We start from the raw sequence: 20425 nt of genomic DNA, 5'->3' as shown, positions 1-20425 counted from the left end.
AGCGGCGGCCGCCGTGAACGCCCGTCTCACAGGGTCGCGGTGAAATGGTCGACGGCCGCGTCGACCGCGGTGGTGACAGCGGGTTCCTGATCGTAGAAGTCGAGTTGGCCGCCGGTGGTCCAGACGAACTCCTTGGGGCCGGCGAGGGCCTCGTGGAAGCGGCGCGCCCCCTCGGGGATCGCGGCGGCCTCGCTGTGCACGAGCAGGGCCGGGGCGTGGATCTCGGGGGCGGCGGCGATGGGGTTGAAGGCGAGCCAGCCGGGCCAGGCCATGACGGCGAAGCGGTTGCACCACTGCGGGACGGCTCCCCGCCGTGGGTCGAGGTAGTAGTCGAACGGCCCGTACATGGCGGCCTCGGGATCGGTGGTGCTGACGGCGGGGACGTAGGTCACCTCGCCGGTCTCGCGCCACCGCCGTGCGGCCTCCTCGCCGGCCTTCCGCCGCACGGCCACGCCCTCGGGGCCCCCGTAGAGCGCCTCGACCAGCTCGGCGTCGTGCAGCCACGGGGCGACGAGCGCCAGGGAGCGCAGGCGTTCGTCGCGGGCGGCGGCGGCCGCGGTGTAACCGGCCCCGGCGCACAGCCCCAAGGCCCCGATCCGGCCCGGGTCGGCCTGGGCGTGCCCGGCCAGGAACGTGACCGCGTTGCGGATGTCGGCCGCCTTCTGGTCGGGCGATTCCACGTCGCGCGGCGTTCCGCTGCTGTCGCCATACCCCCGGAAGTCGAAGGCCAGCGCCAGGTGGCCGCGTTCGGCAAGGCGGCGCGCGTACAGGGCGGGCATCTGCTGGCGGACCGTCGTCCATGACCCGGTCACCACGACGGCCGGGAACCCGCCCTCCGGGCGGGCGCCGGAGGGCAGGTACACCTCGCCGCGCAAGGTCTCGCCTTCACTCTCGAAAGACACTGATTCACTACGCACCGTCATCGTCGTGTCGCTCCATCGAAGTCGTTGGTTCGTCGGCACCTCCGAGGAGAGGCCGAGACGACCGTAAAGCCTTGTGTGAATTTTGTAAATTCACTGCTTCACTGTTCTAGGATGACCTCATGACAGACCAGGACGTCGGCACCCGCATCCGTGAGCTCCGCCGCGCGCGGGGGCTCACCCAAAGCGACCTGGTCAAGCGCGGGCTGCTGTCGGCCGCCTACCTGTCACTGATCGAGACCGGGCGGCGACGTCCCTCTCCCGACGTGCTACGCCACCTGGCCGACGTCCTCGGCACCACCACGGAGTACCTCCTGTCCGGCCGGAACCCCGGCTCCTGGCAGGAGATCGAACGGCGCCTGGCCTTCGCCGAGCTCGCCCTCCACCACGCCGCCCCCGGCGAGGCCCTGACGGAGTTCGAGGCGGTGCTGGACGGCGGCCCGCCGCCGCTGCACCGGCGGGCCGGGCTCGGCCGGGCCCGTGCCCTGGAACTGCTGGGCCGCACCGAAGAGGCGTTGAGCGCCTTCGAGGCGCTGTGGAAGACGGCCGGCCCCGGCAGCGCCGAGTGGGCCGAGCGGGCGACCGACATGCTGCGCTGCGGCAGGGACATGGGCGATTACGGCTACGCCTGCGACCTGGGCGAACGGGCGATGGCCACGTTCGAGGAACTGGACATGGCCTGGAGCGAGGAGGTCGTCCGGCTGGGGGTGACGCTGGCGGGCGTGTACATCGAGCGGGGCGATCTGGCCCGGGCCTCCCGGTTGCTGCGGCGGCTGATCGACGTCTCCGATGGCATGGGCAGCCCGCTGGCCCGGGGGTCGGCCTACTGGAACGCCGCGCTCGTCGCCCACTACCAGGCGCGCGACGCCGACGCCAAGGCCCTGGCCGATCGCGCCCTGGCCCTGTTCGGCGAGGCCGACCACCAGCGCAACCTCGCCGGCCTGCGCTACGTCTACGGAATGCTGATGCTGGAGAGCCAGGACGGCGATCCCGGCCGGGCCCGCGAGGTCCTGCTGGACGCGCACGAGCGGCTCACCTCGGTCGGCAGCTCCCGGGAGCTGGGCCTGTGCGAGACGAGCCTGTCACAGGCGGCGGTACGGCTCGGCGCCCCGGAGGAGGCCCTGCGCTGGGCGGCGGCGGCGCGATCGCGCGTCACACCGGACAGCGACCGCCTCACCGAGGCACGGGCGCTGATCACGCTGGGCCTGGCCCAGGTCGCCGCGGGCCGCGCGGACGACGGCGCCGCCACCCTGACCGAGGGCGAACGCGCGCTGCGCCAGGCGGCCCCGGCGCGCGCCGTCGTGGACCTGTGGAACCGGCTGGCCGTCCACCACGAGGAACACGGAGACCACGAGGCCGCCCTGCGCGCCTATCGCCAGGCCATGAAGACGGCCGGCTACCGCCTGCCCGCGAGCACGGGGACGCCCGCGAGCACGGGGACGCCCGCGACCACTCTCCCCTCAGGCGCGTCCTGACACGGAAGGAGGAGGGGCGGACCGTCCTTCCGTCTCTCCGAGCGCCAGCGGCAGCGGACCCACCGACCCCGCCCGGACGGCTCCGCGAGGTGGCCCCTCGCGGAGCGGCCGTACGGTCAGGGGAGGGCTTCCCGGGCCGGGGAGAGGACGCTGAGGCCCGCCCAGACGCCGAGGCGGCGCAGACAGATTCAGCGTGCTGTTCACGAGGCCGGTTGTGGCTGGGGGCGGGGGTCGCTGGGGCGGGTTCTGCTGTCCTTCTCGGTGGCCACGGCGGTGGCGGACAGGAGTGTGGCGGCGGAGAGGCCGCCCCAGAGGGCGGCCGGGCCGTGGGAGGCGAGGGTGGTGATGATCGCCGGGGAGACGGCGAGACCGAAGCCCGTGGAGAGCTGGAGACGGGCGAGGGCGCGGCCCAGGAGATGGGCCGGGGCGAGGGCGGTGACGAGCGGGGTCGCGCTGCCGGCGTAGATGATCTCGCCGATGGTGCAGACCACGGACACCAGGACGACGGCCGGGGCGCTCCAGGCGGGTCCCAGGGAGGCGGCCGCGAGGAAGCCGAGGTAGGACGCGGCCAGCACCACGCCGGAGAAGACCAGCACGGCCCGGCGGGAGAAGCGGGACAACAGGACGGTGAGCGGAATCTGCAGGGTGACCACCAGCACGGTGTTCGCCACGAAGACGGCCGCCGACCACACCGGGGACGCGTGCAACTGCGTCACCAGGATCAGCGGGATCGCGACCTCGGGGACGTTGAGGCAGAAGACGTAGATCACGTTGGCGGCCAGCAGCGCGCGCATCCGGGGCGCGGGCTCCCCGGCGACGTCCCCGGCGGGGGCGGCGGCCGGATCCGCACGCAGGCGGACCGACCACGCCAGGCCCGCCGCGGTGAGATAGGCGAGCCCGGTGGCGGCCGCCATCGCCTGCAGCGCGCCGGTGCCGCCCGCCAGGGCCACGGTGGCGAGCAGCCCGCCCGCGCCCAGGCCGGCGTTGCGCAGGGCGCGGCCGGCCGCGAGAGCGGCGTCGCGTTCGCGGCCGTGGGCGACCGTGGCCACGAGGGCCGCGTGGGCGGCCGGCCACGCCTGGTTGCCGATGCCGAGGAAGAGCGCCGCCGTCGCGAACAGCCAGACGTGCCCCGCCGGGGCGGCCAGCAGCAGCGCCACCCCCAGCACCCGCACCAGCATCGACGCCGCCACGGCCGCGCTGCGCGCGCCCCGGTCCAGCCATCGGCCCACCGCGGGCATGCACACCAGGCCCGCGACGATGCCGACCGTCATGGCCACGCCCGTGACCGGCGCGGACAGCTTGAGCACCGTCACCCCGTAGAGCAGCAGGAAGGGCCGCAGCAGGCCGGTGCCGAGCGCGTCCACGGCCAGGGCGATCGCATAGCGGGGGCCACCGGAGGCACGCACGAGGGCGCGCGGCCGGATCTTGGTGGTGGTTGCCATGGGGTCCACGATGCGTTCGGCTGCCCGGACCGGCCGTGACGATTGACGGACACCGTCAATCGACGCGGTCGCCGGCCATCCGACCAGCGAGGATGGGAGGATGACGGTGAGGATAGACATCGGCGGGCCGTCGTCCGGGCGGCTGCGGTTCGCCGCCTCCCCGCTGGCCGAGCTGACCGCGATGCTGCACGTGCTGGCCGAACCCGGGCATCACCCGCAGTTCGCCGGCTGGGCCGCGGACGTCTGGGCCGGGCTGCGGCCGGAGCTGGCCGAGCGGCTGCGGGAGGCGGAGTTCCTGTGGCGTTCCTCACGGGCCGACTTCCTGGTCCCGGCCCGCCCCCGGCCGACCCTCGCCGAGGAACTGGACGAGGTGGACCGGATCGACGATGAGACCTATGTGAGTGCCGCGCTCATCACCACGTGCGGCAGCAACCGGGTCCACTTCGGCGCGCCGTCGCCGCTCACCGACGCCGGGGCGCGCGAGCGGGCCCTGGACCTCGCCCAGGCCCGCGGCGCGCTCCAGGAGGCCTTCGCCGAACGGCTGCTCGCGGACCCCTCGGCCGTGCGGGCGCGAGTGCGGCACACCCTCGAACAGTGCGCCGAGGCCTTCTTCGACGCCGCCTGGACGAGCGTCGCCGGTCAGCTCGCCGCCGATCTGCGCCTGAAGAACGACCTGCTCCAGCGCCAGGGCGCCGGGGCGGCGCTCTCGTCGATCTCCAGCGCCGTCACCCTGGCCCCCGACGGCGACCGCGTCATCGTCGACAAGCTGCAGGACAAGGTGGTCGCCGCGCACGACGCCGGGGTCACCTTCCTCCCCAGCGTCTTCGGCCGCCCGCACCTGGTGGTGATCCACGCGCCCGGGTGGGAGCCGGTGGTGCAGTACCCCGTGGCCGAGCCCGGCCCGCCGGAGCCGGTATCCCTGGAGACGGTCACGCTCCGGCTGGAGGCGCTCGCGCATCCGGTACGGCTGCGCCTGCTGCGCACTCTCGCGCGCGGCCCGCACACCACCGGCGAGCTGGCCCACGTCTGGGGGCTCTCGCCCCCGGAGGTGTCGCGCCATCTCGCCGTCCTGCGGCGCGCGGGCCTGCTCACGTCCCGGCGGCAGGGCCGGTACGTCCGTTACAGCGTCAACCTGCCCGACCTGACCGCGCTCGGGTCCGACCTGCTGGCGGCCGTGCTGCGCTGAGCGATCCGGCCCGTCACCAGGTCACCGGAAGGGCGTTCAGGCCGTACACGACGCTGAAGATCCGGTAGTCCGGTCGCTCGGCGGGCGCGCCAGGGCGAGCCCGCCGGCGCGTGCCTCCGGGTGAGTGCCCGTGGGCGCGGGGTGTCGTGCTGTGCCGCGGCGCGAGAGGGGGCGGCAGGCTCTCGCGCAGGGGAGGGTCTTCTCGCCGAGACCCCCCTTGGCGGGAAGCGCGGTTGGGAGAACACTGCGCATACGGTCAATTCCAGGACGTCACGGGGCGTGAGCGCCTGACGTCCGCGAAGGGACGACATGAAAAGGATCTCGTCGCTCGCCGCTGTCCCGGTTCTCGCCGCCGCCCTGCTGGCCGCGCCGCGGGACGACGCGCACGCGCTGGTTCCCGATCAGGTCTGCGTCGACAACGTCGTGCTGACCTGGGATCCGCCGTTGACGAACACGCCGCGCACCCTGAGCTTCACCGCCACGGGCCGGCTCAGCGACTGCACCAGCACGGCCTACTCCTCCGGCAGCTACACCGAGAGCGGGACCGTGGTGGGGGCGACGTGTACGAGCCTGCTCTACCCGGGAAGCGCCACGCGCACCTTCGTGTGGACCAGCGGCGGGTCCAGCGTCTTCTCCTACAACTGGAACTCCACCCGCCTCAACGGCAACATCGTCTACCTCGCCGTCGGGTCGATCAACCCGGGCGGGGTCTTCGGCGGCGACAACGCCAAGGAGTTCATCACCGTGCCCGCACCCGACCCCACGGCCTGCTCCGGCAGTGGCGTCTCGCAGCTCTTCGGCGTCGGAACCCTGGAGATCGGGCTCTGACCCGCGCCCGCCCGCCGGACGTCAGGGACGCCCGGCGTGGAAGGGGCCGCCCTGGCCGAAGGCGAGCGCGGCGAAGCGTTCGCCGATGCGCAGGTGGGTGGCCGCGTCGGGGTGGAGGTTGTCGGGGAGCGGGAGCTCGGCGTGGTCCCGCTCGCCGTACAGGTCGCGGCCGTCGAGGTGGTGCAGGTTCGGGTCGCCGGCCGCGCGCTGCCGTACCACGCGCGACAGCTCGTCCCTGATCACGGTGAGGGTGAGCCTGCCGGCGGCGCGCTCGGCGGGGTCGCCGGTGGCGCGGAACCGCATCTCACCGGCCCGCAGGGCGTCGAGGTCGAAGGCGGCGGGCCCGGGGGTGTCCTCGTGGATGGGGCAGTGGATGGGGGAGACGACCAGCAGCGGCGTTTCGGGATGCCCGTCGCGGATGGTGTCGAGGAACCCGTGTACGGCGGGGGCGAAGGCGCGCAGCCGCATCAGGTCGGTGTTGACCAGGTTGATCCCGATCTTGAGGCTGATCAGGTCGGCGGGGGTGTCGCGGATGGTCCGGGCGACGAACGGGTCCAGCAGGGCGCTGCCGCCCAGCCCGAGGTTGGTCAGGTCCACCCCGCCGAGCAGGGCCGCGCGGGCGGGCCAGGTGGTGGACGGGCTCGCGGCGTCGGAGCCGTGGCTGATCGAGCTGCCGTGGTGCACCCAGAGCCGGCGGCCCTCGTCCGGGAGGGGCTCGACGGGGGCGTCGGTGCGCAGGGCGAGGAGCCGGGTGGTCTCGTCGTGCGGGAGCCAGATCTCGACGACCTTGTCGCGGTCCGGCAGGCCGGTGAAGCGCAGGGTGCCGGCGGGTCCCGGACGGTGGGTGGCCGCGCCGGTGGCGAGGTCGATGGTGAGGGTGTCGCCGCCCTCCGCGCGGGCCTGGGCGGTGAGGCGGCCGTCGACCAGCAGGTCGTACACGCCGTCCGGGCGCGGCGGCGCGCCCGGGTAGACGCGCTTGGTGGGCAGGGCGTCCAGCTCGACGGCGGTGGCGCCGGTGCGGAAGGCCAGCCGTACGCCGGAGGGCTGGGACTCGGCCTTGGCGAGCTGCGGGTCGTCGCACTGGGCGCGGGCCCAGGCGGGCAGCCGGTGCGGCAGCAGGCCGCGCTCGGTGCGCTCCAGGTCGAGGGCGCCGCGCAGCAGGCCGGCGGTGATGGGCGTGGTGATCCAGTTGGGAGACATGAGGGTCTTTCGTGTGTCAGCGGGCGGATCGTCCGCGCAGCAAGGCGTCGAGGGCGTCGAGGGCCCAGGCATCCGGTCGGCCCGCGCCGCCTCGCGCAGGGCGGTGCCGTAGCCGTGGCGGTCGAGGGGGAGGGGCCAGGGGTGGCGCGGCGGGGGCGGCAGGTTCGTGGAAGCGGTGTGCGAGGCGTCGTGGGCATGCTGGGCGCCTTGTTCGCTTTCGTCGGAGCCGGGGGTGGTCGTGCAGGCTGTGGTGATCGTCGTGGTGGCGGTCTTCTTTCTCGGGATGGGCGTGTTCGGGCTGGTCGCGCCCGCCGCGCTGATCAGGCCGTTCGGGATGGCCGCCGGTTCGGCGGAGGCGCGCAGCGAGGTCCGGGCGGTGTACGGCGGCTTCGGCGTCGCCGTCGGCGGGCTGCTGCTGACGGCGCTCGCCGGCGCGGGCGGGACGCGCACGGGGGTGGTCGTCACCGTCGCCGTGGCGCTGCTGGGCATGGCCTTCGGGCGGCTCGTGGGGCGGGCGGTCGAACGGCCCGCGGCCTTCTACCCCGTCTGGTGCTACTTCTGGGTCGAGCTCGCCGCCGGGGCCGCGTTGCTCGCCGGGCTCACGTGAGGGCCCGTGGCGTCGGGTCCAGGCAGATGATCGTCAGGTCCTGGGAGAGCAGGGCGCTGGGGGTGAGGCCGAACATCGCGTGGAACGCGGTGCTCAGGTGGGACGGGCTGGCGAAGTGGCCCTCGGCCGCCGCCCGGGTGAGGTTGTGACCGGCCGCCAGCGCCCGCGCGGCCCGGTGCATCTGGGCCCACAGCCGGAAGCGCCGGTACGACGTGCCCGTGCCGTCCCTGAACAGCCGCAGGAAGCGGGACTGCGACAGGCCCAGCTCGGCCGCCAGCGGCGCGGCGGGCAGCGGCCGGTCGGCGTCGAGGAGCCGCCGGGTCGCGGCCATGATCCGCGGTTCGGCGTGCCGCGTCCCGGCGTGGCCGGTGGCCCGGGCGACCCAGGAGGCGACCCGCGGGAGGGGAGTGCGCGAGGACAACTCCGCCGCCCCGCCGAGCAGGTCCTCCTCGTGCCGGTGCCCGGTCAGGACCGTCTCCTCGCCGCCCCGGAACCGGGTACGGCAGGCCCGGTCGTCGGCCGAACCGGGGTCGAGGTAGAGGAACACCATGCGGTCGCCGTACGCCGTGAGCCGGTGGCGTACCCGAGGGGCGATGAGCGCGGTGCGCGCCCGCGCCCCGCCCCCGGCCGCCGGCTGGACGGTGAAGGGCGCGTCCACGCCCACGGCCAGGCACGCGACCGCGCCGGAGTGCGGCCCCAGCCGCAGGGACGGCCCGGCGTACAGCGCCCGCCCCGGCCACAACCACACCGCGGCCCCGTCCGTGGGGGAGCGGCGAGTCGACGAAAGCACCGGCATCGGAGTCTCCCGCGACCTGAGCGGACAACTGGCCAGGTGGGTCATCGACGCCCTTTCCGGTGATCACTGGTGGCCACGGCGATGCGGGACGGGGACGCTCAGTCGATCTGCGGCCAGTCCCAGCCGAGCTGGAGGAACATCCCGAGACGATCGCTGACCCCGCGAATCTCGGTGATCTTCTCATCGGCGAGGGTGAAGATGAAGACGGCCTCGACCTCGAAGCCGCGGCCGGTGGGCACGGGCATGCGGGGGTGGGCGCCGGTGTGGGTGCCGGTCATGGTCAGGCGGGCCACCACCCGGTCACCCTCGCCGATCAGCTCCTCCACCCGCATGTGCAGCGGATCGAACGCGGCCGGTTGCCCGCGGATGCCCTCGAAGGCGGCGCCCGGCTCGTCGGGCTCACCATGAATGATCTTGTTGTGATCGATCACGTCGGCGGCCATGTAGTGGGCCAGGTCCTCATCCTCGACGGCCTGGTCGAGCGCGTGCTCGCCCGCGCCTTCACGCTCCAGATCGACGGCGACTGGCGACGGCTACTGCGCGAGTTCGCCGGCGGATACCGGCGCGAGTTGCTGCGCCACCCCGGCCTCCTGCCGCTGGCCGCCACCCGGCCCGTGACCACGCCCGACGCCCTGCGCATGCTCGAAACCGGCGCCGCCGCCCTGCGCTCGGCGGGGTTCGAGCTCCGAACGGCCATGCACCTGCTCAACGCGATCGCGATGTTCACCGTCGGCCACTGCCTGGCCGAGACCGACCCGCCCGGCGCCACTCCCCAGCCCCAGCCCCAGGTCGATCCGGCCCTGTTCCCCAACCTGGCCGAGGCGCTCCACGCCGGGCTCGGGACCCCGCAGGACCATCAAGAGCGCTTCGACGTCACCATCGACGCCCTGATCAACGGCTTTGACGCGGCGAGGCCCCGTAGCCGGCCTTGAGCCCCACCCGAGCGCCCAGGTGACGACATCGGCGGCGGGGCCGTGGTCAGCGGGCGAGCGCGTGCTCGTAGTCGGGCAGGGCCAGGGCCGTGTTGGCGGCCCGGCCCTCGGCGCCGGAAGGGAGCGCCGTCTGGGTGCGCAGCATCGCGTTGCGCGCGTCGAGGTGGTGCCGGGTGCGCGGGGCGACCACGCCGCCGCCCTCGGTGGCCAGGGCCTGGTTCTGCTCCGCGAAGCGCCGGACGGTCTTCTCGTACGCGGTGAAGGCGGCGACGTGGTCGTCGTGGGTGGCCAGTTCGCCGGCCAGGACGTAGGCGGAGGCCAAGGAGACGCTCGACCCCTGGCCGGACATGAACGACGTGGCGTGGGCGGCGTCGCCGACGAGCGCGACACGTCCGGTGGACCAGGCGGGCATGTGGATCTGGCTGACGACGTCGAAGAACAGGTCGTCGGCCGCGCGCATCGCGGCCACCATCCGGGGGATCTCCCACACCGTGTCCGGGAACGTCGCGGCCACCAGGTCGCGCTGCGCCCGCGGGGTGCGGAAGGCCGTGAAGGGCGGCTCGTCCCGCGCGAAGATCAGGAAACCGTGCACCGGTTCGCCGGGATCGTGCGCGTAGAGGGCGGCGGCCCTGCCGGGAACGTTCCACTGCACCCCCTCGCGCTGGAGCCCGAGGTCGTTGGGCAGGGTGAAGCCCGCGAAGCAGAAGCCGAGGTAGCGGTGGTAGCGCTCTTCGGGGCCGAAGGCCAGGCCGCGGGTGTTGGAGTGCAGCCCGTCGGCGCCGATCACCAGGTCGAAGGTCCGCCTGGCGCCGCTGTCGAAGGTGACCTCCACCCGATCGCCGCGGTCGTCCAGCGCCGCGATGGAGTCGTTGAACAGGAACTCGGCCTTGTTCTCGACCAGGCCGTACAGGCAGTCGGCCAGATCGCCCCGGCGTACCTCGAGGTCCAGGCCCTCGGCCCCGCCGGTGACGGCCTCCGGGCGCAGGCTGGTCAGGATGGCGCCGTCGGGGTCGAGGAAGGTGATCTGGCGGGTGTCCACGTGCAGGCGCCGGAGCCGCGGCAGCAGGCCCATGCGTTCGACGACGTCGCGGGCGGTGCCGCGGATGTCGATGGCGTATCCTCCCCCGCGCAGGTGGGCGGCCTTCTCCACGATGGTGACCTCGAAGCCGTATCGGTCCAGCCAGTAGGCGAGGGCCGGCCCGGCGATGCTGGCGCCGGAGATGAGGATCTTCCGGTGGGCGGGTCGCTTCATCAGGAGTCCTTCCTGGTCGGAGCAGCAAAAGGATGCATGCTTTAGGTATCCTTATGGAGGGTGCGGTACGGCGATGGCCGCCGTCATGGACCACCATATAGATACATGCTTTAAGTATGCAACTGGAGATGTGATGACCACCGGACCCCGGGATCCCGAGGGCGGGACTGACGAACAGGTGCTCGCCGTCATGCCCCGCCTCGCCCAGTTGAGCAACGCCCTCAGCCGCGGCCGCCTGACCGAGCACGCCATGAAGTCCGCCCAGGTCGAGGTGGATCGGCCCGCCTTCTCCGTCCTGATCTCGGTACATCTGGCCGGAAGGCCGCTGCGGATCAGCGAGATCGCCGAGCAGATGCAGCTCGTGCAGCCGCACGTCACGCGGCAGGTCCAGCTACTGGAGCGCCGCGGCCTGGTACGCCGCATCGGGGATCCGAACGACCGCCGGGTCAGCTTCATCGAGCCGACCGACGAGGGCCGGGCCGCCGCCGACCGTTACGCGCGCACGCTCATCGGCTGGTTCACCGGCGCCATCGCCCACTGGTCCGGCCCGGACCGCGCCGACCTCGGCCGCCTGCTGGCCCGGTTCGCCGACGACGTCACGGCCCACCTGGCCACCCTTGAGGAGAAGTAGGCCCCGGAATCCCCTGCGCTCCTATCAGCCGGCCGGGCGGCGGTCTGGCCGTTGATGGCCGTATGTGATCACCGGTAGCTTCTGCCGCATGGCCTTCGACATCGAACGGGCGCTGCCCCCGGCCGTCGCGTCCCGTTCCGGCGCCTGGGACTTCATCCGCGGCTTCGCCGAGACCTGGGTCACCCCCCTCCAGGAGGGCGACGGGTACGGCGAGCGCGAGCTGTCCGCCGCGGAGTCCCGCCTCGGGGTACGCCTCCCGGAGGCCCTGCGCGAGGCGTACGCCCTGTTCGGCCGCCGCCAGGACCTGACGAGCAACCACGACAGGCTGCTCGCCCCGGACCGGATCGGGATCGACCGGGACGAGGAGGCCCTGGTCTTCCGCTGGGAGAACCAGGGGGCCATGTCCTGGGGCGTCCTCCTCGCCGACCTGGCGCGGGCGGACCCTCCCGTCGTCGTCCGCCCGGACCTGGCGGACCAGGCCGCCGAACGCTGGGAGCCCTGGTTCGGCAGCGTGTCGCTCACCTGCGTCGAGATGATCCTGTGGGAATGCCTCCACGCCCCCGAGCACCTCAGCGACTTCTGCGAGCTCGAGGACGGCTTCCTGCCGTTCCTGCGGGAGCACCACCACGCCCTGCCGTTCCCCCGCAACCCCGGAGCCACCGACGAGGATCACTGGTTCGCCTCGCCCGACCTCCTCATCCGGGTGTCGGAAGGCTGCCTGTGGGCCCGAGCCCGCACCGAGCCCGCCCTGGACACCCTCCGCACCGCCCTTCCCGGCGGCTGGATCAACGGATGACCCACCCCCGCCGGCCCCGGCGCGACCGCTGACCGGGACCGCCGGTAGACGCTCCCGCGTGACCTCGCCCTGGTCATAGGAGGGCTGGGCGCCGGTGCTCAGGGGGAGAGGGGCGGATTCCGCGTGGGGGCGGCGGAACCCGTCCTCACCTGCGGGGCCATGCCCCGCTCCATTCCGGCTGGTCAGCTCGCGAGGACCTTGTCCCAGTCCACCGTCTTGGCCCACTCGGCGTAGCTGTGCCAGCGGACGGCGGGGTACTTGGCGTGCAGGGCCTCGATGTCGAGGAAGTCGGTGTTGTTCTCGAAGTTCTCGAACATCGCGGCCACCTCCTCGCCGGCCCACCGCCGCACCATGTCCATCGGCATCTGCTGGTAGGGGATCTCCCGCCCGAGCACGTCGCTCAGGATCCGGGCCGCCTCCTGCCCGGTGACGCGGTCGGAGGCGATGTCGATCCGCTCGCCGACGAACTCGCCGGGGTTCTCGACGGCGTGTACGGCCATGCCGGCGATGTCCAGGACGCTCACCTGGTCGAGCGGCTTTCCGGGGCTCAGCGGGTTGACGAGCTTGCCGTCACCGAGCCGGCTGAAGCCGAGGCTGAGCACGTTCTCCATGAAGTACACCGGGCCGAGCACCGTCGCCCGCACCGGCCGCTCGCGCAGATAGGCCTCGATGAGCTGCTTGCTGTCGGCGTGGTCGATGTTGCCGGCCACCATCCGGTCGGCGCCGCGCACCGAGGAGTACACCAGGTGGACGTCGAGGCGGGCGGCGGTGTCGACGAGCAGGCGCCCCTGCGCGACCTCCGCGTCCTTGCCCCCCTCACTGAAGGGCACCGACAGGCCGAAGACCGCGTCGGCGCCCGTGCAGGCGCGCAGGAGCGCGTCGGAATCGGACAGGTCACCGGCGGCGAGCCGTGCTCCCCGGGTGCGCAGCGCCCGCGCGGCCGGCGACTCCTCCGAGCGGACGTAGGCCACCACCTCGTGGCCGCGCTCGAGGAGCAGGTCGGCGACCGCGCCGCCCTGATTGCCGGTGGCACCGATGACGACGACTTTGGTCATGACAGCATCTCCGTGGTCGGGATGGGATTCGGTCGGGCGTACGGGAACGTTCCGACCGGCCACCCGGTCGTACCGCCCGCGATCAGCGATCCTCGAACGTCAACCGCGGTTGAGGTCAAGCGCGAACAACCCGAAACGCCGTCCCGAACCCCCAGAGAAACCGCTCCCTCGGACCGGATCACCCGGCCGCCACCCCCGCCCCGCCCGGCCCCGGCCCGAGACCCGAGGCCCCAAGCCCCGGGCGAGGCGCTGGTCATGAAGCCGCCGGGCCGCGGGAAGGAGTTCCTGGACCGGCCCGGCGAGCGTACGAGCCGGCGGCTTCGGGCGGCTCCCGTGACCGCCGGGCGGGGGTGGTGATCAGGTGGCCTTGCCGCGGGCGACGTAGACGTTCATGTCGGTGAAGTCGAGGGTGATGTTGTAGGGCTTGAAGAAGGAGTGGAAGAAGCCGCCCAGCGTGTCGAACCCGTATTCGTCAGACCGCATCTGCGGGGCCGAGTTGCAGTAGACCTCCCTGGCGACGGCGTTGCCGAGGCGGATCTCCGCCGGGTAGCAGGGGTGGACGACCGTGGGGTGGCTGTGGCCGAAGGTCTCGAGCGGGCGGTCGTAGTCGGTGCGGATCCCCAGCCGCTCGGCCACCTCGCCCTTCATGAGCGCGGCGCACTCGCTGACCCCGCCGAGGTTCACGCCCACCACGCGGGGACCGGAGCCGGCGAAACTCCCGGTGCTGTGCACGTACTGGTCACGGGCCAGCCACAGCGGCAGGGGCCTCGCGCCCGCCCGGATGGCGTCGGCGCGTACCTTCCTGGCCACCTCGGGGGTCCGGCGGCGCAGGATCAGCGACCGGCCCGCGTAATCGAAGGTGGTCAGGAAGTGGTAGAAGACCCACGTGCCGATGATGCCGTCGCCGGACGCGGCATCGTCCTGGTCCGTCTCCGACCATTCGACGGGGACGTTGCGCAGTTCGATGCCGCCCAGCTTGAAGGAGTCCGCCACCCCGAAGTACTGCCACGAGGTGCCGTTCTTGTAGTCGATCTTCTGCTGGGCCACGGCGCGCAGCCCGGCCTCCTCGGCCACCTTCGCGGACATGCCCAGCCACGGCGCGCCGGTGTAGAACATGAAGCGTTTCGGCGGCCCGCCGTTGACCGAGGCCTCGACCAGCGGGGACGGGTCCATCTGCAGCCACGGCACCCGGCCGATGTCGCCGTGGATCTGGTACGGCTCGCCGCGGACCGCCGCGAACCAGGTGGCCCGGGTCTCCTGGCCGGCCGCTCGCCAGCGCGGCGCGGCGAGGGAGAACTTGTCCTGCCGGGTGTAGCAGTCGCCCAGGAACCGGTTGGTCTGCTTGTCGTCGGGCGCCAGTTCGAGGGCCATGTTGAGGTACTTCTCGGCGTCGGCGAACTTGTTGCTCAGCAGCCCGACGTAGCCGCGCTGGCGGGCCGCGTGCAGGTTCGCGGGGTCTGCCTTCAGGATCTCCTCGTACGCGCGGCCGGCCTGCTCGAACCTCCCGGCCCTGAACAGCGCGTCCGCGTCACCGCCGCCGGCGTACGCCCTGGCCGCCCCGCAGCAGCGGCACCGCCGCGGAGGCGCCGGCCGCCACGGCGGCGGCCCGGATCAGCGAACGCCTGTCCCACGCTCCGTCATCGACCACAGAGCCTTCTCCCTTTTCGTGATCACCTTCCGGGGCCGGGGCGTCATGCCCTCGGCGCGGACCGATGCGGTCCACGCCTCCACTGAAGACGGAGGAGTGTTGCGGCGGCGTACGCGTTTTTCGATACGCCCGCGATACACCCGCGACGACCCGTGCGGTGGGCGGGGAGGCCGGGTCGTGACCAGGAGAGCGCGGATCTGTCCGGCGAACGGCTCTCGCCCGCAACCGGTGGTCGCGGTGACCGCGCGGGGGACCTCCCGCGCGGGAGCCGATCTCGGGGCGGAGGCGGGCGAAGGGCCGCGATGTCTCATATAGCGAGACGATTTTTCTCATGATGTGGTCCAGCCGCTACGATCCTGCGAGTCGGTTGCCGGCGGAGGAGGTAAAGGAATGGTGGAGGCCGCGGCGCTGCCGGCTCCCTGGCAGGTGACGTTTCAGGCGGGCGGCAACGAGGGCATCGCCGACACGCTCAAGGGCGGCGTCGGCGGTTCGGCGGGGATGCGGCCGCACGAACTGCTGGAGGCGTCCCTCGCCACGTGCATGACCATCTCGGCGCGGATGGCCCTGGCCGAGCTCGGCGTCACCGACGCCGAGGTCGGTGTGCGGGTGCACCTGGAACGCGAGGAGTCGGCGACGCGGTTCCGGTACGAACTCCTTCTCGCCCCGGAGCTGGAGGCTCACCGGAGCATGATCATGGAACGCGTCGCCCGCTCGCCGGTGCGATCCACGCTGAGCAAGCCCCTGGCCTTCGAACCGGCCTGACCGCTCCCACTCCAGACGACGTTGGCCCCGTCGGCCACCTCGCGGGGCCGTACGTAGGCGGCGTGCTCGTTCCAGCAGATGATGTGGCGGCCGCGCCCGGCCTCGGCGCGCCGGCGGGGTCAGGGGGTGGTCTCGTCCTCGCCGGCGAGGCCGGCGGCGATCGGGTCGAGGTAGGTGGGGCCGGGGAGGCCCTTCTTGCGCAGGGCCAGGCCGGTGAGGCATTCGAAGATCGCCTTGCGCGCGTTCATCGCGGTGAGGTTGCCCGGGTCGAGGTTGGGGGCCACCTCGACCACCTCGATCCCCGCGACGGGCGTCTCGTGGCAGATGCGGCGCAGCGCGGGCAGCAGCTCGCGGGGGGTCAGGCCGGGCGGTTCTGGGGTTCCCGTGCCGGGGGCGAACGCGGGGTCGAGCACGTCGATGTCGATGGACAGGTAGAGGTGGTCGGGGCCGTCCAGGGCCTCGGAGATCGCCCTGTCCAGGACCGCCGGGAAGCCGATCCGGTCGATCTCGGCCATGAAGTGCGACCTCATGCCGTGCTCGCGCATCCACGCCAGCAGCTCGTCGTCGGGCATGAGCACCGACCGCAGCCCCACCTGGACGAAGTTGCGGCCGGGAATGTGCTCGTCCTCGATGAGCCGCCGGATCGGCGTGGCGTGGGACGCCAGGTGACCGGCGACGGACTCGGCGCAGTCGGCGTGCGCGTCGAAGTGCACCACGCCCACCCTGCCGGGGCCGTGTACGTCGGCGAGCGCCGCCGCGTCGGGCCACAGGATGGAGTGGTCCCCGCCCAGCACCACCGGCACGGCCCCGGTCCCGGCGATCTCCCGCACGACGCCGCGGATGGGCTCCATGGAGGCCTCGACGCTCATCGGGTCCACGGCCGCGTCGCCGTAGTCCACGACCACGAGCTCGTCGAACGGATTGATCCTGGTGTCGGACTCCAGCAGGGCCGAGGGCGTGTGCGCCACGGCCCACTCGTCGGCCCGGATCGCCCGGGGCCCGAACGCCGCCCCCCGGTGCCCGGTCCCCATGTCGACCGGGGCGCCCACGACGGCCACGTCGACCCCGCCGGCGCGCAGGTCCTCGGGCGTGAGGCACAGCGGCAGCCCGAGGAACGTCGCGATGCCCGAGTAGGCGGGCACCTGCCGGTACCGCTGGACGTTGATGGGCCCCGGCTCCCGGCCCGGGAAGTCCGACGGTGAGACGCGCTCCCGCCACCCGCCAGAAGACAGACCACCCATGCCCCGCACCCCCGTCAGGCCATCGCCCCCCCACCAGCCAGGATACGCCGCCGCGCCCATCCACCCGAGGAGCACGCCCCCGCCGGTACGGCCCGCGGCCGCCGCGCGGCGAACCGCGAAAAGGGCGCCGCCGTACGGAGGGCGAAAAAAGGCGCCGCCGTACGGAGATCGGATCGAACGGGCGCGAACCCGGCCGCGGATGCCGTCGTCATAGCAGGGCGACAATGATCACGAGGGGGCGGCATGGCGACCGAACTGCTGGCAGGAGACCCACAGCGACTGGACGGCTACTGGCTGGCCGGCCGGCTCGGCGCCGGGGGACAGGGCGTGGTCTACGAGGCGTACAGCCCGGAAGGCCGGCGCGTGGCGATCAAGGTGCTGCACGGCGACCAGGACGGGCTTCTCGGGCGGGAGGCGGAGGCCGCGCGCCGGGTGTCCTCGTTCTGCATCGCCCAGATCCTGGACGCGCGCCTCGACGGGCCCCGGCCGTACATCGTGAGCGAGTACGTCGAGGGACCGAGCCTGCGCCGCGCCGTGGAGGAGGGGCGGCGGTTCATCGGCGCCGACCTGCACCGGCTGGCGACGGCGGTGGCCACCGCGCTGACCGCGATCCACGAGGCCGGGGTGATCCACCGCGACCTCAAGCCGGACAACGTGCTGCTGGCGCCCGACGGGCCCCGGGTCATCGACTTCGGCATCGCGCGCACGATGGAGATGTCGCTGACGGCCACCGGCCTGGTCACGGGCACGCCGACGTACATGGCGCCGGAGGTGTTCACCGGCCACCGCGCCGGGCCCCCGGCCGACGTGTTCGCCTGGGGCGGGATCATGCTCTTCGCGGCGACCGGCGCCGACCCGTTCGAGGCCGAGAGCCTCGGCGGGGTCATGCACCGCGTGCTGTCGACCGAACCCGAGGTGTCCATGCTGGAGGAGCCCCTGCGCTCCCTGGTCGCGGCCTCCCTCGGCAAGGACCCGCAGGCCCGGCCCTCCGCCCGGCAACTGCTGCTCGCCCTGGTCAGCGCCGACGGGCGGCTCGACACACCGCGGCTGCTGTCGGCCGGCGGCAGCGCGGCCGCCGGCATCGGCGCCCCCAGCGACGACCCGGGCCTCGGCACGGTCGCCGAGCGCGCCTACGAGACCCTGGACCCCGAGGAGCGCACGCTCGCCGCCGAGGTGTTCCTGCGCCTGGTCACCGTGGACGACGACGGCGAGCCGGCCGTACGGCGTGCCGCCCTGGCCGAGCTCACCGAAGGGCGGCCGCTGCCCGAGACCGCCGCGATCACCCGCCTGCTCACCCGGCTGGACGGCGTGATCAGCGTGACCGGCGAGGACGTGCGCCTGGCCAACCGCGCCCTGCCGCAGGCCTGGCCGCGCTATCGGCGCTGGATCGACGCCAACCGCGACGGCCTGGCCGTGCTGCGCGGCATCGGCGAGGGGGCGCGGCGCTGGGACGCGGCCGGGCGGCGCGACGCCGACCTGTTCCGGGGCAGCGCCCTGGAGAACGCGCTGCACTGGGCCGCCACCGCCCGCAAGGACCTCACGCTGTCGGGCGCCGAGCGGGACTTCCTGGCCGCCGGGGCCGCGCTGACCCGGCGCCGCACCCGGCGCGCCCGCCTGGTGACCCTGACGCTCGCCGTGCTCCTGGTGCTCGCGCTGGCCGCCGGCGGCCTCGCCGTCCAGCAGAACGCCGTGGCCCGCGCCGGCGCCGAGCGCCTCGCCGCCCAGCTCACCCGCGCGGAGGCCGCGCGCCTCGCCGACCTGGCCCAGGCCACGCGCCGCACCGACCCCCGGCTGGCGGCGCGGCTGGCGGTGGCCGCCTGGCGCCTGGACCCGACGCCGCGCACCCGGGCGGCCCTCACGACGGCCGCCGCCTGGCGCGAGACCTCGGCCTTCCAGGACCCGGACCGCTCCGGTGAGACGGTGCGGGCGATCAGCCGCGACGGGCGGCTGCTGGCGAGCGTCGGCGGCGGCGACGCGGCCCGGCTGTGGGACCTGCGCTCCGGGGTACGGCGGGGCGGCGTGCGGCGTCTCGGCCTGGGCGGGGAGCGGGTCGCGGCGGCGGCGCTGTCCGGCGACGGGCGCACCCTCGTGGCGGTGACGGCGCGAAGGGCCCGGGCGTGGGACACCGCGACCGGGCGCGAACTGCGGACCTGGTCCTTCCCCGCCCCGCTGGACCTGCTGAACGACTGGGCCGAGGTGGAGATCGTGGGCGGCGCCGCGATCGTCGCGACCAGCGAGGGGGCGCGGCGCTGGGACCTGGCGACCGGCGAGGTCGCGGGGGTGCGGCCCGCGGAGACGGCCGCGGCCGACGGCTCCTGGACGCTGCGGCGCCAGGGCCGGATCGCCCGGCTGACGCACGCGCGGACCGGCCGGACCGTCGAGCTGGGCCGCCTCGACGGGGCCGGCACCCAGGGGCGGTGGAACGGCGGGGAGGTCACGGTGAGCGCGGACGGCTCGCTGGCCGCCTCCGTCACGGTCCGGGAGGTGCAGATCTGGCGCATGGCCGGCGGGCAGCTCCTGACGGCGCTGCCCGTGCTCGGGGCGACGGGCGGCGAGGCCCCCGAGCCGCCCCGGGGCGGCTTCGACGGGCGGACGTTCCGCTACCTGGTGGAGGACCGGGTGTTCGCCGCCGACCTGACGGACCTGGCCGCCCGGCCCGGATCACCGGGAGGCAAGCCCGCGGCCGGACACGAGGTGAACCTCGCCGCGCTGTCCCCCGACGGCCGCCACCTCGTCACCGACACCGTGGACGGCGGCGTCGAGCTGCGCCGGGTCCGCGACGGCGGCCGGGTCGCCCGTCTCGCCTCCGGGGCCGAATCCGTCGCCTTCGCCCCGGACGGCGGCCTGGCCGCCCTCGTCGGCGCCGACGCGACCGTCGTGGCCGACCCGCGCACGGGCCCGGTCGTCGCCCGTATCCCCGCCGGGGTGCCCGATCCGGCTCCGGTGGTGTTCAGCCGCGACGGGTCCCGCCTGGCGCTCGCCGTACCCGGCGGTGTCCAGGTCTGGGACCCGCGGACCGGCCGCCGGCTGTGGACCCAGGCCCACCGGGACGTCGCCGACCTGGCCTTCTCACCCGACGGGCGCCGCCTCGCCGTGGCCGGCGCGGACCTGCGCCTCCTGGACGCGGCAACCGGCCGCCCCGCCGGCTCGCCGTTCGGCGCCATCGGCGGCGGCACCGCCTTCACCCGCGCCTTCTTCACCCACAGCGGCCGCGACCTGGTCACCCTCGACTCCCGCGCCCGCCTCACCCGCTGGGACACCGCCACCGGCCGCCAGGTCAACCTGGTCCAGGCCGAGGCGGCCTCCGCTCCCGTCGCGGCGTACTCCCCGCGCGAGGACCTCGTCGCCGTCCACGCGGGCCGCGGCCGCGTCCACCTCCTCGACCCGATCTCCGGCACCCTCCTCGGCTCCCTCCGCGACACCGGCGGCGGCCGGGACCCGAGGATCGGCGACGTGACCTCCCTCACCTTCACCCCCGACGGCGCCACGCTCCTGACCGCCGACCGCAAGGCCACGGTCCGCGCCCACCCCGCCGCCCCGGCACCGCTGTCCCGCACCCTCTGCGGCCGCACCGCGGGCGGCCTGACCCCCGCCGAATGGCGCACCCACGTCCCCGCCCTGCCGTACCGCCCGACCTGCTGACCCCGCCCGGCC

Annotated in this window: 18 protein-coding genes; 9 read left to right on the top strand and 9 right to left on the bottom strand. The window is 73.9% G+C overall.

All coding sequences use genetic code 11. The features are described 5' to 3' along the window. Positions 1–26 precede the first annotated feature (26 nt). Positions 27–962, bottom strand: coding sequence for an alpha/beta hydrolase (locus D5H75_RS02545; protein ID WP_479688587.1), 936 nt, complete (start codon positions 960–962; stop codon positions 27–29). An 80-nt stretch (positions 963–1042) separates the two neighbouring features. Here D5H75_RS02545 and D5H75_RS02540 point away from each other — a divergent pair, with 80 nt between their 5' ends. Then, positions 1043–2395, top strand: a complete 1353-nt coding sequence (locus D5H75_RS02540; protein ID WP_119924655.1) for a helix-turn-helix domain-containing protein — start codon at positions 1043–1045, stop codon at positions 2393–2395. A 200-nt stretch (positions 2396–2595) separates the two neighbouring features. Here D5H75_RS02540 and D5H75_RS02535 read toward each other — a convergent pair whose 3' ends face one another. Continuing rightward, positions 2596–3837 (bottom strand): MFS transporter, encoded by a 1242-nt coding sequence (locus tag D5H75_RS02535; protein ID WP_119924654.1) that lies wholly within the window; start codon positions 3835–3837, stop codon positions 2596–2598. Positions 3838–3937: 100 nt separating this feature from the next. On the opposite strand from D5H75_RS02535, the gene D5H75_RS02530 reads away from it, so the two are divergent. Continuing rightward, on the top strand, positions 3938–5023 hold the full coding sequence (locus tag D5H75_RS02530; RefSeq protein ID WP_119924653.1) for a helix-turn-helix domain-containing protein: 1086 nt from the start codon (positions 3938–3940) through the stop codon (positions 5021–5023). Positions 5024–5332: 309 nt separating this feature from the next. Next, entirely contained in the window at positions 5333–5851 is a 519-nt protein-coding gene (locus D5H75_RS02525; RefSeq protein ID WP_119924652.1) for a hypothetical protein, read from the top strand. 21 nt (positions 5852–5872) lie between these two features. Here D5H75_RS02525 and D5H75_RS02520 read toward each other — a convergent pair whose 3' ends face one another. Further along, complete coding sequence (locus tag D5H75_RS02520; protein ID WP_119924651.1) at positions 5873–7051, bottom strand: GDSL-type esterase/lipase family protein; 1179 nt, start codon at positions 7049–7051, stop codon at positions 5873–5875. A gap of 232 nt (positions 7052–7283) precedes the next feature. On the opposite strand from D5H75_RS02520, the gene D5H75_RS02515 reads away from it, so the two are divergent. Further along, positions 7284–7658 carry a DUF4345 family protein gene (locus D5H75_RS02515; RefSeq protein ID WP_242453941.1) on the top strand — a complete coding sequence of 125 codons (375 nt, stop codon included), beginning with the start codon at positions 7284–7286 and terminating at the stop codon, positions 7656–7658. Here D5H75_RS02515 and D5H75_RS02510 read toward each other — a convergent pair. Both D5H75_RS02510 and D5H75_RS02505 read right to left on the bottom strand, forming a co-directional pair. Further along, a complete protein-coding gene (locus D5H75_RS02510) occupies positions 7651–8448 on the bottom strand; it encodes a helix-turn-helix domain-containing protein (protein WP_242453940.1) in 798 nt (265 codons plus the stop codon). The genes D5H75_RS02515 and D5H75_RS02510 overlap by 8 nt on opposite strands. 104 nt (positions 8449–8552) lie before the next feature. Further along, positions 8553–8885: an ester cyclase gene (locus D5H75_RS02505; RefSeq protein WP_202637751.1), complete on the bottom strand. Its 333-nt coding sequence runs from the start codon at positions 8883–8885 to the stop codon at positions 8553–8555. On the opposite strand from D5H75_RS02505, the gene D5H75_RS02500 reads away from it, so the two are divergent. Continuing rightward, complete coding sequence (locus D5H75_RS02500) at positions 8874–9386, top strand: TetR/AcrR family transcriptional regulator C-terminal domain-containing protein (protein ID WP_202637750.1); 513 nt, start codon at positions 8874–8876, stop codon at positions 9384–9386. The genes D5H75_RS02505 and D5H75_RS02500 overlap by 12 nt on opposite strands. A 46-nt stretch (positions 9387–9432) precedes the next feature. Here D5H75_RS02500 and D5H75_RS02495 read toward each other — a convergent pair whose 3' ends face one another. Then, the gene (locus tag D5H75_RS02495) at positions 9433–10638 is read right to left on the bottom strand and encodes an FAD-dependent monooxygenase (RefSeq protein ID WP_119924648.1); all 1206 of its coding nucleotides are present in this window, start codon (positions 10636–10638) and stop codon (positions 9433–9435) included. A 133-nt stretch (positions 10639–10771) separates the two neighbouring features. On the opposite strand from D5H75_RS02495, the gene D5H75_RS02490 reads away from it, so the two are divergent. Continuing rightward, the gene (locus tag D5H75_RS02490) at positions 10772–11269 is read left to right on the top strand and encodes a MarR family winged helix-turn-helix transcriptional regulator (protein WP_119924647.1); all 498 of its coding nucleotides are present in this window, start codon (positions 10772–10774) and stop codon (positions 11267–11269) included. A gap of 88 nt (positions 11270–11357) precedes the next feature. Next, positions 11358–12065 carry an SMI1/KNR4 family protein gene (locus D5H75_RS02485; RefSeq protein ID WP_119925184.1) on the top strand — a complete coding sequence of 236 codons (708 nt, stop codon included), beginning with the start codon at positions 11358–11360 and terminating at the stop codon, positions 12063–12065. Between the two features lie 182 nt (positions 12066–12247). Here the strand turns inward: D5H75_RS02485 and D5H75_RS02480 are convergent, their stop codons facing one another. Continuing rightward, complete coding sequence (locus D5H75_RS02480) at positions 12248–13120, bottom strand: NmrA/HSCARG family protein (RefSeq protein ID WP_119924646.1); 873 nt, start codon at positions 13118–13120, stop codon at positions 12248–12250. A 357-nt stretch (positions 13121–13477) separates the two neighbouring features. After that, the gene (locus D5H75_RS02475) at positions 13478–14638 is read right to left on the bottom strand and encodes an aspartyl protease family protein (RefSeq protein ID WP_277949917.1); all 1161 of its coding nucleotides are present in this window, start codon (positions 14636–14638) and stop codon (positions 13478–13480) included. A 520-nt stretch (positions 14639–15158) separates the two neighbouring features. Here D5H75_RS02475 and D5H75_RS02470 point away from each other — a divergent pair. Beyond that, entirely contained in the window at positions 15159–15530 is a 372-nt protein-coding gene (locus D5H75_RS02470) for an OsmC family protein (RefSeq protein WP_119924645.1), read from the top strand. 119 nt (positions 15531–15649) lie between these two features. On the opposite strand, the gene D5H75_RS02465 is transcribed toward D5H75_RS02470, so the two are convergent. Then, on the bottom strand, positions 15650–16771 hold the full coding sequence (locus D5H75_RS02465; protein WP_119924644.1) for an agmatinase family protein: 1122 nt from the start codon (positions 16769–16771) through the stop codon (positions 15650–15652). Between the two features lie 243 nt (positions 16772–17014). Here D5H75_RS02465 and D5H75_RS02460 point away from each other — a divergent pair, with 243 nt between their 5' ends. Further along, positions 17015–20413 carry a WD40 repeat domain-containing serine/threonine protein kinase gene (locus D5H75_RS02460; protein WP_119924643.1) on the top strand — a complete coding sequence of 1133 codons (3399 nt, stop codon included), beginning with the start codon at positions 17015–17017 and terminating at the stop codon, positions 20411–20413. Positions 20414–20425: the final 12 nt, after the last annotated feature.

It is taken from the genome of Bailinhaonella thermotolerans, from assembly GCF_003594875.1.
Taxonomy (GTDB): Bacteria; Actinomycetota; Actinomycetes; order Streptosporangiales; family Streptosporangiaceae; genus Bailinhaonella; species Bailinhaonella thermotolerans.
Note: the sequence above shows the minus strand (reverse complement) of the source record. Positions and strands in the feature narration are given on the sequence as shown.